Genomic DNA, 13,851 nt, shown 5'->3' with positions numbered 1-13,851 from the left:
AACCCCTCCGAGGAAAAGATAGTAGGCGAGCGCCTCCACGTCAAGATGTTATCTTTTCGACATAGTCGAGGATAAAGCGGTAGGCAAAAAGGCCGGAACGGACGACAAGGAAAAGTCCTACGACAAGGGCGCTAGCGTCGGAGGCTATGATATAAGGCCCCTTGAGCATGACCGATGCACAAGCGCCGAGAAGTAAAAAGCAGGAGGCAATAATGACCGCTATGCCGGCTCGCTGTTCTTCCGATTTTCGAACGATTTCACCGACCACCATACACAAGAGAAAGAGAGCAACGGTCCAAGAGCCGGGAGAGGAAACAGCCTTTCCGTGGATAAAAAGAAGCAAGGTACCGATTCCTGAGAGGGTCTCGGCCGAGGAAAGAACCAATATAACGAGGGCACAGGCCCCCTTCAAAAATCGATGTTCCCGAAAAAGGAGTCGGGAACAACATATGTACGTCATAAACAGACCTCCGGCGGTAACCGCCGGAATTTCCGTCAGAAACCCGACAACGGCGATGAGCGCGGAAAAAACCACCACAATCACTGCTTTTCGAAACGAATCTTTATCTTCCATCACGTTCATCCATCATCTTTATAATATCCGTTAAACCAAAAAGTTGGGCATATTTCCTTGCCGACATCCCAAGGGCATCCTTAACCTCGACATCGGCACCTGCACCTATTAAGATACTTGCCGCCTCTATGTGCTTTTGCCCAACCGCAAGAACAAGAGCCGTTTGCCCGTTCTTGCTCTGAAAATGGTGAGAAGCCCCGACATCAAGCAGCAGGCGAAGAATTTCAAGCTGCTGATCCGCAGCCGCATCCATGAGAGCGGTATTTCCTCTATCAAGGCTCACCGCATCGATATCCGCACCGGCATCAAGCAGCAGTTCAACAACATTCCGGTGCCCGCTCCTGACGGCAAGAGAAAGGAGCGGGACCCCCTTCTTATCCCGAACATCGGGAGAGAAACCGGCCTCGAGAAAAAGCTTCAACGGAACAATCTCGCCTTCGGCGGTGACCTTGACAAGGGTTTCCTCACCCACCCCGAGGCCCATGGCAATGAGTTGACCCTTTGCATGCTCCTTCTTCTGCCTCTGTGCCCATATCCGCCTTTCACCGGAGAAATAGGCAAGTACGTCCTGAGGATTATCAGCCTTAAACACCTGGGAGGGAAGAGTGGGAAGGCCCACGGGCTCCAAGAAATAGAAAAAGAGAGGGATCTCCCGACCAAGAGAAAAACCAAGGACAAAGGCGAAGCTTTTCCGTTCGAGGTTCTCCTGCCGTAGAAGCATCAAAAGGTGAGTGGTTTCTCCGAGCACTCCAAGGAGAGTAAAATCCCAGTCACTACGATACTCGTGAAGTTCCGCATCCACACCGATGGCCTTCAATTGCCGGCAAAAATCCTCTGCTACGGCTTTATCTTCCCTAAGATGGAGCAGCAGCAGCTTCAAACATACCTCCCGATTCCGGATATACCAGTATCTATCTTATTTTTCGGCAGATAATGGGGAGAACATTACGGCCTCTCCTACTGTTCACCGACCACGGTGATTGCTATGATGGGACCATGTCAGCAAGCAATCTTCAAAAAATGGCGGCAGCGGTGCAGCATAGCTCGGTGGCGCAGATCGCAAGGCCACGACTGCTTATGCCGGAGTCGTCTGCAGCAAAGGGGCAGGCCGTTCTTTTGATCCATGGATATACAGGCGGCCCTCACGATATGGGGTATCTTGCCCAGCGATTGCAAGAGGCAGGGTATCTGGTATCTGTTCCCCGTCTTCCGGGGCACGGCACATCTCTTGAGGACTTTCTGCAAAGCGATGCTCACGATTGGCTCAGGGCCTCTCTTGATGCTTTTCTCGATCTTAAGAGTGAGGGGCTTCCCGTGCATATTGCGGGTCTCTCGATGGGTGGGGTTCTCACCGCAATTCTGGCAGCCTATCTTTCCCCGAAAAGTGCCATTCTGGCTGCACCGGCCCTTTTGACAAGCAATCCGATCCTTCCCTTAACACCTTTTCTCAAGCTGTTCATCAGGAAATGGGAGCGGAAGAGAAAGAAGCCTTATAAAGATCCGGAACTCACCCCCCTCGCCGATGAATACGGACGATTCTACACCCCCGCCACGGCGGCGGAGCTTTACAAACTGCAAAAATTCGGACGAAAGACACTTAAGAAGATTACCGTTCCCGTTTTTACCATCTCCAGCAAAAAAGACAGGGCAGTTCCCGCGAAGGTTGCCTCCTTTGTCTCTTCATCCGTAGCCTCGCAGGTTAAGGAAGAGCTGGTGCTTACGGAGAGCCCCCATGTTGTGGTAAACGACTGCGAAAAAGAACGGGTTGCCGATGCGATTATCGACTGGCTTGATCGGCAAGATTAATCATGGCCCTAAACGCCGAATGGGACTTTTTCAGCTCCCTGGAGCCTCGGGTAATCTTGCAAAGGCTCAGGCCTAATTCGGCGGCAATGGTGCGTTGTGTTTTTCCCTCGTCGAGGAGCCGAACAAGCGCCCAGCGCTTCCCAATATCATCGGCTTCCGCCGGCGTGAATATGCTCAGAAGAAAATCGCGAATAAGCGTTGGATCCTCACATGTTGCAAGGACACGGGCAAGTTCCGCCAGAGCACCTTCGGAGACACGTTCGTCGTTTTCCATTGGTACATAGTACCATCCTTGGGCTTCCTGTCAACCATCGCCTTGCATACTTGCAAGAGAGGAGGGTTCCGGAGTACCCTGGCCTACCGATGAACAACTATCATACGCACACAAAACGCTGTCAACACGCAGAGGGTTCGGTCATGGATTACGCCCTCCAGGCAAAAAAAGAAAAGAGTTCGGTGCTCGGCATGTCGGACCACACGCCTCTCCCCGATGGGCGCTGGCCACACATGCGTATGGCCCTTAGCGAGCTTGAAGAGTATATCGCGGAAATAGAAGCGGCCGCAGAAGCCCTGCCAGAATTGAGGATCCTTAAAGGAGTGGAATGCGAATGGTCCCCGGAGTACATAGGCTTTTACCAGGAAGAACTTCTAGGTAAACACTCTTTTGACTATCTGATCGGTGCCGTCCACTGGTTTCCACACCACGGAGAGTGGCTGTATATCGGGGATGCAGACACTCCGCCACGACTTGTTTCCTATGCGCGCCACATGGCGAAAACCATAGAAAGCGGTCTTTTCACCTTTATAGCCCACCCCGACGGTTTTGGACTGGGCTACAATCAGTGGGACGAAAATGCAAGGGCCTGCAGTCTCGATATTATCGCTTCCGCCGAGGCCTGTGCGCTTCCTCTTGAAATTAATGGCTATGGTCTTCGAAAGAAAAAAGTCACAAGCCCAACGGGAGCGTTACGCCGCCCCTACCCTCTCGACGAGTTCTGGCAACTTGCCTCAGGAACAAAGATTCAGGCGGTTTGTAACTCGGATGCCCACAAACCCTCCGATCTTTTCTCTTCAGTCGATCAGGCACGGGCCCTTGCCGAAGAATTTTCGGTGCCGGTCATCGATCCCTTCGAGCGGTAAAGTAGACAAGGCCGGCGGCTCCCAAAATAAGAAGAGCCCCGGTCAATGAAAACCAATCGGGAAGCTCTCTCCAGCCTATATAACCGATGAGAAGAGAGAAGATCACGCTTGAATAGTTGAAAATCGAGATATCGGCGGCCTTGCCGTAGCGATAACTTAAGGTAATGAAAAACTGTCCCCCAGCCCCGAAAAGTCCGGTTGCGACCAGGGCAACCAGGAGCGGTGGATTGGGTACCACAAAGCCGCGCATGGCCAGAGGCAGGCTGACGAGGACCGAAAGAAGCGAAAAATAGAAGATGATCACCATGGGATCTTCTCTGGCGTTGAGGGAACGCACGAGGGTATAGGCGGCGCCTGCAAAAATAGCGGAAAGGAAACCGATAAAAGCGGGAAATGCGTTTACATCGAAACCAGGTTTAATGATGAGAACAGCCCCGATCATAGCCGCGATCAGGGCGGGAATATGGATACGACGTAATCGCTCATGTAAGAAAATGGCTGCAAAAAAAGTAACAAAAAAGGGTGAGGTCTTATTTAATAGGTTGGCATCGGCGAGAGGCAGCTTGCCAAGGGCATAGAAGGTACAGACCACGCCGATATAACCTAAAAGGGCACGTAAAAACAACTTCGTTCGATCCTCTGCCTCTCCCCAGGGGGATATGCGCCTGGAGGCAAGGGATACAACGGCTATGAAGAGAATAATGAGATTACGAAACAGTACCTTCTCAAAGACAGGAACACCTTGGGCATATTTAACGGCCGCCCCCATCAGGGCGAAGGAGGCTGCCGAGGCTGTCATCAAAGCAGCCCCCAAAAGAGGACGATTTTCTCTCTTGTCGGAACTCATCGTTCTACACGCTCCCTCACCCTCTTGCGGACCTGGCTTACGAGCATCCCGGCGAGCATTAATGTCGCACCGAAAAGTTCCCGGGAACTGAGGCGCTCGGAAAGAAGCAGGGCGCCCCCCAAGGCCGCAAAAAGACTCTCCATACAGAGAATGATGGCGGCATGGGTGGGATGGGCCTTTCTCTGGGCAACAATCTGGAGCGAATAGGCAACGCCGACAGACATAATGCCACCGTAAGCAATGGAAGGAAGAGCTCCTGCAAAGGATGCGGAATCGATGCGTTCCCCGGAGAACAGAGCCGCCACAAGGCTGAGCAGGGCACAGACGAGATATTGGCCAATCGAAAGAAAAAGAGGATCAAAGCGGACAGAGATCCGTGAAAGATAAAGCACATGGGATGCGAAAAAGAAGGCGGAGATCATCACCAGCAGATCCCCGAAAGCGATCGAAAACCTTCCATGTACGCTTAAAAAATAGAGACCGGATAGAGCCAGAATCGCCCCCGTCCATCCTCGTTTCCCGCTATGAAGGCCGAAGAGCCCTCCCAGCAAGGGAACCAGAACAACATAAAAACCGGTAATAAAACCTGCTTTCCCCGCCGAGGTATACACAATTCCCATTTGCTGGAGGGCCGATCCGCCAAAAAGGAAAAGGCCCGCGAGGAGAACATCAACCCATTTCCCCTGCCGAAGCTGACGATGTATCCGGTTTCCATGGGCGGAACATAGGAAAAGCGGGAAAAGAGAAAGTGCACCGAGAAGAAAGCGGAGGGCGTTGTACGTATGGGGACCGATAAAGGCCATTCCGCTCCGCTGAGCAACAAAGGCAAAGCCCCAGATGGCCGCTGTGGTCAACAAAAGAAGATCATTTTTCATTGGTTTAAGCTATACATTCAAAGAAAAAACTGCAATCCGTTCTCAGACCCTTTCAAGAGGAAAGGAAAACCGGACTCCGCCGCCAGGCCCCGGAAGGATCTCCGCATCTCCGTCTATCTGTCGGGCCAGGCTCTCCACCAGCGAGAGTCCTATTCCTTCGCTGTCGTTGAGAGGATTTCCAAATCTGACATCCGGAGAAAAACCCTTTCCATTATCGGCAACAAAGCAGAGAGCACGTCCTGCCGAGATGGTGACGGTAACCGTGAATTCGAGCAATTGTTCAACGGGAATTTCGGCATATTTCAGGCTGTTGGTAAAGAGCTCCGCAATGATAAGACCTAAAGGGATCAACCGTTCAATCGAATAGAAAAGGGAGCTTTCGATCTCCTCGTTGACCGCAATGCGTCTGTGACCGCTTTCGGAAGCGGCAAGCTCCTGCAGAAGTGCATGGAGGTAATCACATAGCTTGATGTACTTAAGGTCGCCTCCCATGTAGAGTTTCTCGTGGACAAGCAGAATGGAGGAAATCTTCCGTTGAATTTTTGCAAGGATCTCTTCGGTTTCCCGATCCTTTGTTTTTGCATATTGCAGATTCACAAGGCTATTGACCAGGGCAAGATTATTTTTCACTCGATGATGAAGCTCTCGAAGCAATACCTCACGTTGCTGAAGGGCATCGTACAATTGTCGGTAAAGCGTGCTGTTCTTTAGTGCGAGAGAAACCGCCGCCGCAAAGGGCTTCAGATGCTCGGCGTCCTCAGTCGTATACATATTGGGAAGCTCATGTTCGAGTGCAATCTCCCCGACCACCTTTTCACCATCCAAAAGCGGAAGATAGATGACCGATCTGATGTAGGCCGTGGCGGGAAAGACGGTCCAGCCGGAATAGGTATGAGCATCGCCGATCACGACGGGCTCGCCGGTTTCGATGGTTTGTTGTATGACAGGATAGTACAGGGGGTCTATTTCATGGTTCATGACAAACTCAAAGGCGCCACGCTCCTTGTGACCGAGGGATCGTTCGGCCTTGAGAATATGATCGTGAAATAGTTTTACACTTCCGCTGGTAAAATCGACAATCCGTCGAACCTGTTCAAGAACAAGGTCCAAAAGCCTATCCCGATCAACCTCCCCGGTAACGACCATGGTGATCTCCTGGATCGTTTCGGAGAGAAAACGACGCTTTTCCGCCGCTCGTTCCCTCTGTTTTCGATCCGTAATATCAACCATGGAGACAAGGGCACGGCTGGTAGATGCTTCCGCACAGAAGAACGATACGGAGATAAGCAAATGAACAGGCTTGCCTCCAAACGTCAGATTGATCGTTTCTCCTTCGACGGTCTCTTTTTTTCGATAGACGGCTATAAGCTCTTCCTGCAGGAATCGGGAGGTTTCTTTGCTTAAAATCCGTCCAAGGGAACCGAGAAATTGATCTTTACTTTCCGCCTCGAAAAGCTTGAGGGCCGCAGGATTTACATCCACGATTCGGACCTTGGACATGAGCTCCCGTGCCATTTTCGGATGCTCATTCAGATAGGCCGATAGCTGTGTATCACTGTGAACAGGCAGGAACTGAAGTGCTTCGATAACCTCACCGAAATCCTCTTCCAGAATAGCAATGGCGGAATTGTGAAATAATACGTTGTAACGTTCATTAAAAACCTTGTTTTCCACGTATTAAGTATAAACGATAAAGTCGATTCTCCACCAGAGAAGAAGCGGCTTTACTCGCCCATAGTAGAGTAAAATCTTGCTAAACACATACTAATAGATAGCCTCATCATTGACGATGAGGGGCTCTTGCCTTACTGTAACGGTAACGTAACTGGAAAGAGAAACACCGGAGGTTCATGATGCGTAGAGTCATACTATCGTGTATTATGCTTCTTTTGACCCTAACGGCCTGGAGCGAGGTAACGATACGTCACGCCCTTTCCATTCGAGGTACCCCGAAATACGGCCCCGATTTCCAATATTTCGACTATGTACGGCCCGATGCTCCTCAGGGGGGGACCTTACGACGGTATAACATCGGAACCTACGATAACTTTCACCGTTACGCCCTTCGCGGCGTGCCCGACCCTGCTAGTACAGCACTCTACGATACCCTCATGACCTATAGCGATGATGAGGTCGAGAGCGTCTATCCTCTGATTGCTGAAAAGCTCGAATACCCCGACGACTTCAGTTGGGTGATCTTCCATATCGATCCCAGGGCACGATTCCAGGATGGCGAGCCCATTACCGCCGAGGATATTCGCTATAGTTTTACCACCTTCATGGAAAAGGGGGTTCCCCAGTTTCGTTCATACTTTAAACCGGTCAGGGAGGTGGAGGTACTCGACCGCCTGCGGATAAAGTTCACCCTTGAAAAGGGGGACCGGGAGATGGTCCTTTCCCTTGCAAGCCTGACCATTATCCCGAGACAGTGGTGGAAGGACCACGATTTCTCGGAGCCGCAGACAGAGGTTCCCTTAGGCTCTGGGGCCTATACCATCTCGGATTACAAGATCGGCCAGTATATCGTCTACAAGCGGCTGGAGGATTACTGGGCGAGGGATCTGCCGGTAAACCGGGGAAGAGACAACTTCGACTACATCCGCTACGACTACTATCGGGACAGTAATGTTGCCTTCGAGGCCTTCAAGGCGGGAGAGTACGACCTGCGATTCGAAAATACCAGTAAAACTTGGGCGACCCTCTATACCGGTTCAGCCTTCGACAGGGGCTACATTAAAAAGGAGACCATCGAACACCAGCTGCCTGCCAACATGCAGGCCCTTGTTTTTAATATCCAGCGGCCGATCTTTTCCGACCCGAAGGTACGGCGGGCCATCGGTTATCTCTTCGATTTCGAATGGATGAACAAGAACCTCTTCTACGGCCAGTACGCCCGTACCCGCAGTTTTTTCCAGCACACCGAATACGAGGCAAAGGGGCTGCCCTCTCCCGAGGAAAAGAAGATCCTCGAGCCGATCAGGGATCAGATTCCTCCGGAACTCTTTACCCAACCCTACGATCCTCCAAAAACCGACGGATCGGGCAACATCAGGGGTCAGATGCGTTCCGCCCTCGCCCTTTTTAAAGAGGCGGGCTGGGAGGTACGAAACAGGAAGCTGGTCAATGCCGCAACGGGAAAAGCCATGGAGTTTGAACTCCTTTTGGCGGATGCATCATTAGAACGAGTCGCCCTTGCATTCCAGAAAAACCTCGAGCGGGTGGGCATCACCATGAATATCAGGGTAGTCGACGTCAGCCAGTTTACCAACCGTCTGAGGGAACGGGATTTCGATATGATAAGCAGCGTGTACCGGGCAAGGCGATATCCCGACAGCAGCTTACTGTTTCCGTGGCACAGCGCATATCTCGACTCCACCTATAACACCGCAGGTGTAAGCGACCCCGCCGTGGACTACCTGATCGAGGGGATCATCCGAAATCAGGAAAACGGCCAACAGCTGATCTATTGGGGCAGGGCTCTGGATCGGGTTCTAAGCTGGAACTTCTATCTGGTCCCGGAATGGCATAACTCGGCATATTGGATTTCCTACTGGAATAAATTTTCCCGACCGCCCATGCTGCCCAAATATAGTACGGGTGTCGACTGTTGGTGGTACGACGAACAGAAGGCCGCTATGTTGCCGGAGGAACATCGATAAGCAATGGGCTCCTACATCCTTCGGCGGGTGCTTTTAATCATCCCCACCCTCATCGCCATCATCACGCTCAATTTTTTTATTGTCCAGATCGCCCCGGGCGGGCCAGTGGATCAGGCCCTTGCCTCCATGCACGGGATAGGAGATACCAACATGGCAATGGAGCGTATCGCGGGAAGCAGCGGAGGGGACCAGGCGCAGGGCCAAGGCGGCAGCCGGGAAGAAAGCTACCGCGGAGCAAGGGGCCTTGACCCGGAGGTGGTGGCGGAGATCGAAAAGCGATTCGGCTTCGATAAGCCCCTGCATGTGCGCTACTTCTCCATGCTTCGCCGCTATCTGGTCTTCGACTTCGGAGAAAGCCTCTTCAAGGGCAAGGGAGTCGTAGAACTGATCATCGAACGCATGCCGGTTTCCCTGAGCCTCGGGCTCTGGAGCACCCTCATCATCTATCTGGTATCCATCCCCCTGGGGATTGCCAAGGCCGTGAGAAACGGCAGTCGCTTCGACAGTTGGACCAGCACGGCGATCGTTCTCGGCAACGCCATTCCCACGTTTCTCTTTGCCATCGTACTCATCATCTTTTTTGCAGGGGGAAGCTATCTCAAATGGTTTCCCCTGAGGGGGCTGGTGTCCGACAACTTCGATCAGCTCTCGGCAGCGGGAAAGATCTTCGATTATTTCCATCACATTACCCTGCCCATCCTCGCCATGGTGATAGGCGGTTTTGCCACCCTTACCCTTCTGACGAAAAACAGTTTTCTCGACGAGATTGGCAAGCAGTACGTGGTAACCGCCAGGGCAAAAGGCTGTACCGAGAAACGAGTACTTTTTCGTCACGTCTTCCGAAATGCCATGCTGTTGATCATCGCAAGCTTTCCCTCGGCATTCATCGGAATGTTTTTTACCGGGAGCCTCCTGATCGAGGTGATTTTCAGTCTCAATGGATTGGGACTCCTCGGTTTCGAGGCCACCATGCAGCGGGACTATCCCGTGATGTTCGGGACCCTTTACATGTTCACCCTCTTGGGACTGGTGCTTAATCTGATCAGCGATATCACGTACACCATTGTCGATCCCAGAATCGACTTCGAATCGAGGAAGCAGTGATGATGAGCGAGATGCAGGTACAGCGAATTCACAGCTTCAAGGCAAACAAGCGGGGACTCTGGTCCCTGCGTATCTTTCTCATACTCTTTGTTCTCTCGCTCTTTGCAGAGTTTATTGCCAACGATAAGCCCCTTCTGATCTGGTACGACGGACGGCTCTTTTTCCCCTTGACCCACGAATATCCGGAAACGGCCTTCGGCGGCGAGTTCGAACTGGAAGCCGATTACAAGGACCCTTTCGTCGCCGACCTGATCGAGGAAGCGGGCTGGATGCTCTGGCCGCCGGTCAGGTACAGCTACGATACCATCAACTATGCCCTTCCCAGTCCGGCGCCGAGCCCTCCGACCCGGGAGAATATCCTCGGCACCGACGATAAGGGACGGGATGTGCTGGCCAGGCTCATCTACGGCTTTCGGATATCGGTCCTGTTCGGCCTAGCCCTCACCATCACCTCATCTATCATCGGGATTACGGTCGGGGCTCTCATGGGTTATCACGGCGGAAAACTCGACATCCTCGGCCAGCGATTCATCGAGGTGTGGTCCGGGATGCCGACCCTCTTTCTCCTCATCATTCTTTCAAGCGTGGTGGAGCCGAACTTCTGGTGGCTTCTTTTGATCACCCTCCTTTTCGGCTGGATGAACCTCGTGGGAGTGGTCCGCGCGGAATTCTTACGGGGCAGGAACCTCGAATACGTCGAGGCGGCCCGGGCCTTGGGGGTAAAGGACCGGCACATCATGTTCCGCCATATCCTTCCCAATGCGATGGTGGCAACCCTCACCTTTCTCCCCTTCATTCTCAGTGGAGCGATCACCACCCTCACCAGCCTCGACTTTCTCGGCTTCGGGCTGCCTGTGGGAAGCCCCTCCCTCGGTGAGCTTCTGGCTCAAGGAAAGGCAAACCTTCAGGCACCTTGGCTCGGCATCTCCGCCTTTGTTGTTCTCGCTCTGATTCTGGCGCTGCTGGTCTTCGTTGGCGAAGCGGTACGCGACGCCTTTGATCCGAGGAGGAACCTGTGACTTCGCTGCTACGCATAGAAAACGTACGGATCGGCTTTCGCCGGAAAGAGCGGCTTAGGCAGGTGGTCCATGGCATCGATCTTCGGCTCGGAGAACATGAGAGCCTCGCTATCGTCGGAGAAAGCGGATCGGGAAAAACGGTTACGGCAGCATCCATCCTTCGTCTTTTGGGGCCTTCGGCCGAATACCCTTCCGGAAAGATCTATTTCAGGGAGCAGGAGCTGCTCCGCGCACCGGAACGGACACTGCTGGGAGTCAGGGGAAAAGAGATCGGCATGATTTTCCAGGAACCGATGTCGAGCCTCAATCCCCTCCAGAATATCGGTAGGCAGGTTGCCGAAAGCCTCTTCCTCCACGGGGGGACCGACAGCAAGCAAAACCGCATAAGGGTTGTTGAAATGCTCCGCCGTGTCGGCCTCAGGAATGCGGAAACGCGACTTGGGGCCTTTCCCCATCAGCTTTCGGGGGGAGAGCGGCAGCGAGTGATGATCGCCATGGCCATTGTCAACAGGCCCAGGCTTTTGATTGCCGATGAGCCGACAACAGCCCTGGATGTGACGATCCAGGCCCAGATCCTCGACCTGCTCCTTGATCTGAAGCGGGAGCTTGGAATGGCAATGATTTTCATCACACACGACCTCTCCATCGTCGGAAGGATTGCCGACAGGGTCGTGGTTATGAAAGAGGGAAAGATCGTCGAAGAGGCGGAAACCAAGAAGCTTTTCGCCTCCCCCACCCATCCCTATACCAGACTCCTCATCGAATCAGAACCAGCGGCAGCCCCTCCAAAACGGAACACGGCCCCCGACGAGAGGCTTTTGGAAATCAGGAATCTTAAGGTCCACTTTCCCGTGAAGCGGGGAATCCTCAAAAGAACCGTCGATTATATCAAGGCGGTGGACGGCGTCTCTCTTTCGATTCCCCGAGGCGGCAGCTTCGGGCTGGTGGGAGAAAGCGGCTCGGGAAAGACCAGCCTGGGAAGAGCCCTTTTGCGCCTTATTCCCAGCAGCGGAGAGATATTCCTGAAGGGAGAGCCGCTCCACGACCTCAAAGGCGATGAACTTCGCCCCCTTCGCAGATGGATGCAGCCGGTCTTTCAGGACCCCTTCGGAACCCTCTCTCCCAGAATGTGCGTAACCGATATTGTCGGAGAGGGTTTACGTGTCCATGAAAAGCTGAGCATCCCGGAACGACAAGAACGAGTTGCCTCCGCCCTGGAAGAGGTGGGGCTCGATCCAGGAATCGGGGAGCGATATCCCCACGAATTTTCCGGAGGACAACGGCAGCGCATCGCCCTTGCCAGAGCCCTTGTTCTCAAGCCCGATCTCTTGGTGCTTGATGAACCAACATCAAGCCTCGACAGGTCCATTCAGTTTCAGGTTATTGAATTGCTTTTGAATATCCAGGCCGAACATGGACTTACCTATCTCTTCATCAGCCACGACCTCAAGGTGGTACGGGCCCTTTGTCGTTCTCTCGGCGTCATGAAGCAGGGAGTCCTTGTCGAGCAGGGAGATGCCGAACAGGTCATGAAAGAACCACAACAGGAGTACACCAGAAGATTACTTGAAACGGCTTTTATGCTTGACCAGGAAAGAAGAGCCACATAGTATAAGATGCCGGAGCCAAAAAGGTGAAAGAAATCCCTGCAAACGAATTATTTCTTAAGCATTACGACATTCTCCAGGAAACGGGGATACTCCAACAACTCAACGCCCAGCAGCATCGTATCCACGAATTGGAGGAGCTTCTGTCGAATGCGGTCGAGATTTTCAATCAGCGAAGCCCGGACGAATTGGTTCATTTCCTTATCTCCTGCATCGTTGATAAATTTATTCCTTCCCATCTCGTCTTTTTTTTCAAGAATCATAAAAATGATGATCCGATCACAACCCTTTGTTTCGAGCAGTTACGGCCTGTAAAACCGAAGGTTGTTCTCAAAACGCTGGACGACTATCGCCACTTTTTCTCACGCTATCCCAACCCTATTGATTTCCATCTTTTTGAATACACCGTGGAACAGAAAGCGATAGCAAATCGCTTAAAGATCCTCGACCCGGCAATTATCGTGCCCCTCATTGGCATGGATGGACTTTTCGGTTTAATCGTCATTGGCAGAAAAGTTTTGGGAGAAGAGTATAGTCCCGAAGAGATGATCCTTTTGGACAAGCTGATGAAGTTTGCCTCCATCAGTCTCCAGAATAAAATCTATTATACCAGTTCGGTAACCGATTATAAAACACGGCTTTTCAACCATGCCTATTTCATGCGGCGTCTGCAGGAGGAGATTGCCAAGGTGAAGCGTTACGCCAGCGCCTTTTCCATACTTGCCATCGATGTCGATCATTTCAAGGTGATCAATGATAAGCATGGTCATTTGGCAGGCGATAAAGCACTTTTTGCCCTTGCAAGAACGCTGGAGCGCACCTTGAGAGAAGAGGATGTCCTCTCCCGTTTCGGGGGAGAAGAGTTTTTCGTCCTTCTGACCGACAACAGCCTCACGCGGGCAATCCAGGTTTCCGAAAGAATACGATCGGAGGTGGAGAAGATGAGGGTCGAGTACGAAGATTTCATCCTGAAGCTGACAATCAGCATTGGGGTCAACCATGTCAACGCCGGCCGCCTTGCAAGCGAAAACGAACTCATCGCGCAGGCGGATAAGGCCCTCTATACCTCGAAAAACAACGGCCGTAACCAAATAACAATCTATAATCCCGGCTTTCTTTATAAGGCCCAGCATTTGAAGTCCTAAGCGGATACTGGCGCAAATGCTTTCTTTTTGCTAGAATAGCCGGAAATACTTGATAGAACTATGAAGGAGAACATG

The 13,851-nt window shown here is 52.3% G+C and carries 13 protein-coding genes; 7 read left to right on the top strand and 6 right to left on the bottom strand.

What is annotated here, in order from left to right; translation table 11 throughout:
• Window positions 1-40: 40 nt before the first annotated feature.
• Window positions 41-574, bottom strand: a complete 534-nt coding sequence (locus tag SPIRS_RS07540) for a hypothetical protein (protein WP_013254085.1) — start codon at window positions 572-574, stop codon at window positions 41-43.
• The gene (locus SPIRS_RS07535; protein ID WP_013254084.1) at window positions 564-1,454 is read right to left on the bottom strand and encodes an ankyrin repeat domain-containing protein; all 891 of its coding nucleotides are present in this window, start codon (window positions 1,452-1,454) and stop codon (window positions 564-566) included. The genes SPIRS_RS07540 and SPIRS_RS07535 overlap by 11 nt, the downstream gene beginning before the upstream one ends.
• Window positions 1,455-1,570: 116 nt before the next feature.
• Between SPIRS_RS07535 and SPIRS_RS07530 the strand changes: the two genes are divergently transcribed.
• A complete protein-coding gene (locus SPIRS_RS07530; RefSeq protein ID WP_013254083.1) occupies window positions 1,571-2,380 on the top strand; it encodes an alpha/beta hydrolase in 810 nt (269 codons plus the stop codon).
• On the opposite strand, the gene SPIRS_RS07525 is transcribed toward SPIRS_RS07530, so the two are convergent.
• The gene (locus SPIRS_RS07525) at window positions 2,352-2,654 is read right to left on the bottom strand and encodes a Trp family transcriptional regulator (protein ID WP_013254082.1); all 303 of its coding nucleotides are present in this window, start codon (window positions 2,652-2,654) and stop codon (window positions 2,352-2,354) included. The genes SPIRS_RS07530 and SPIRS_RS07525 overlap by 29 nt on opposite strands.
• A gap of 89 nt (window positions 2,655-2,743) precedes the next feature.
• On the opposite strand from SPIRS_RS07525, the gene SPIRS_RS07520 reads away from it, so the two are divergent.
• Entirely contained in the window at window positions 2,744-3,520 is a 777-nt protein-coding gene (locus SPIRS_RS07520) for a PHP domain-containing protein (RefSeq protein ID WP_013254081.1), read from the top strand.
• On the opposite strand, the gene SPIRS_RS07515 is transcribed toward SPIRS_RS07520, so the two are convergent.
• Genes SPIRS_RS07515 through SPIRS_RS07505 form a run of 3 tightly spaced genes read right to left on the bottom strand, consistent with a single transcriptional unit; the run spans window position 3,498 to window position 6,916 of the window.
• Window positions 3,498-4,367, bottom strand: coding sequence for a DMT family transporter (locus SPIRS_RS07515; protein WP_013254080.1), 870 nt, complete (start codon window positions 4,365-4,367; stop codon window positions 3,498-3,500). The genes SPIRS_RS07520 and SPIRS_RS07515 overlap by 23 nt on opposite strands.
• Complete coding sequence (locus SPIRS_RS07510; protein WP_013254079.1) at window positions 4,364-5,242, bottom strand: DMT family transporter; 879 nt, start codon at window positions 5,240-5,242, stop codon at window positions 4,364-4,366. Before SPIRS_RS07510 ends, SPIRS_RS07515 begins: the two co-directional genes overlap by 4 nt.
• 42 nt (window positions 5,243-5,284) lie before the next feature.
• Window positions 5,285-6,916, bottom strand: coding sequence for a histidine kinase dimerization/phosphoacceptor domain -containing protein (locus SPIRS_RS07505; RefSeq protein WP_013254078.1), 1,632 nt, complete (start codon window positions 6,914-6,916; stop codon window positions 5,285-5,287).
• A gap of 176 nt (window positions 6,917-7,092) precedes the next feature.
• Between SPIRS_RS07505 and SPIRS_RS07500 the strand changes: the two genes are divergently transcribed.
• From SPIRS_RS07500 to SPIRS_RS07480, 5 genes are read left to right on the top strand one after another with little or no spacing between them, the layout of a single operon-like run.
• On the top strand, window positions 7,093-8,901 hold the full coding sequence (locus tag SPIRS_RS07500) for an extracellular solute-binding protein (protein ID WP_216086406.1): 1,809 nt from the start codon (window positions 7,093-7,095) through the stop codon (window positions 8,899-8,901).
• Window positions 8,902-8,904: 3 nt separating this feature from the next.
• A complete protein-coding gene (locus SPIRS_RS07495) occupies window positions 8,905-10,005 on the top strand; it encodes a microcin C ABC transporter permease YejB (RefSeq protein WP_013254076.1) in 1,101 nt (366 codons plus the stop codon).
• Window positions 10,005-11,024, top strand: coding sequence for an ABC transporter permease (locus tag SPIRS_RS07490; RefSeq protein ID WP_013254075.1), 1,020 nt, complete (start codon window positions 10,005-10,007; stop codon window positions 11,022-11,024). The genes SPIRS_RS07495 and SPIRS_RS07490 overlap by 1 nt, the downstream gene beginning before the upstream one ends.
• The gene (locus tag SPIRS_RS07485) at window positions 11,021-12,634 is read left to right on the top strand and encodes an ABC transporter ATP-binding protein (protein WP_013254074.1); all 1,614 of its coding nucleotides are present in this window, start codon (window positions 11,021-11,023) and stop codon (window positions 12,632-12,634) included. The genes SPIRS_RS07490 and SPIRS_RS07485 overlap by 4 nt, the downstream gene beginning before the upstream one ends.
• A 23-nt stretch (window positions 12,635-12,657) precedes the next feature.
• Entirely contained in the window at window positions 12,658-13,776 is a 1,119-nt protein-coding gene (locus tag SPIRS_RS07480; RefSeq protein ID WP_013254073.1) for a GGDEF domain-containing protein, read from the top strand.
• Window positions 13,777-13,851: the final 75 nt, after the last annotated feature.

Source organism: Sediminispirochaeta smaragdinae DSM 11293 (assembly GCF_000143985.1).
GTDB lineage: Bacteria > Spirochaetota > Spirochaetia > DSM-16054 > Sediminispirochaetaceae > Sediminispirochaeta > Sediminispirochaeta smaragdinae.
The sequence above is the reverse complement of the archived record's forward strand: the minus strand, read 5'-3'. Positions and strand labels throughout refer to the sequence as shown.

What these genes read in the sequence shown, in the direction of transcription:
- SPIRS_RS07515 (WP_013254080.1), bottom strand. Translation starts at nt 4,367, where the DNA reads ATGAGTTCCGACAAGAGAGAAAATCGTCCTCTTTTGGGGGCTGCTTTG.
- SPIRS_RS07500 (WP_216086406.1), top strand. Translation starts at nt 7,093, where the DNA reads ATGATGCGTAGAGTCATACTATCGTGTATTATGCTTCTTTTGACCCTA.
- SPIRS_RS07510 (WP_013254079.1), bottom strand. Translation starts at nt 5,242, where the DNA reads ATGAAAAATGATCTTCTTTTGTTGACCACAGCGGCCATCTGGGGCTTT.
- SPIRS_RS07530 (WP_013254083.1), top strand. Translation starts at nt 1,571, where the DNA reads ATGTCAGCAAGCAATCTTCAAAAAATGGCGGCAGCGGTGCAGCATAGC.
- SPIRS_RS07525 (WP_013254082.1), bottom strand. Translation starts at nt 2,654, where the DNA reads ATGGAAAACGACGAACGTGTCTCCGAAGGTGCTCTGGCGGAACTTGCC.
- SPIRS_RS07540 (WP_013254085.1), bottom strand. Translation starts at nt 574, where the DNA reads ATGGAAGATAAAGATTCGTTTCGAAAAGCAGTGATTGTGGTGGTTTTT.
- SPIRS_RS07520 (WP_013254081.1), top strand. Translation starts at nt 2,744, where the DNA reads ATGAACAACTATCATACGCACACAAAACGCTGTCAACACGCAGAGGGT.
- SPIRS_RS07495 (WP_013254076.1), top strand. Translation starts at nt 8,905, where the DNA reads ATGGGCTCCTACATCCTTCGGCGGGTGCTTTTAATCATCCCCACCCTC.
- SPIRS_RS07490 (WP_013254075.1), top strand. Translation starts at nt 10,005, where the DNA reads ATGATGAGCGAGATGCAGGTACAGCGAATTCACAGCTTCAAGGCAAAC.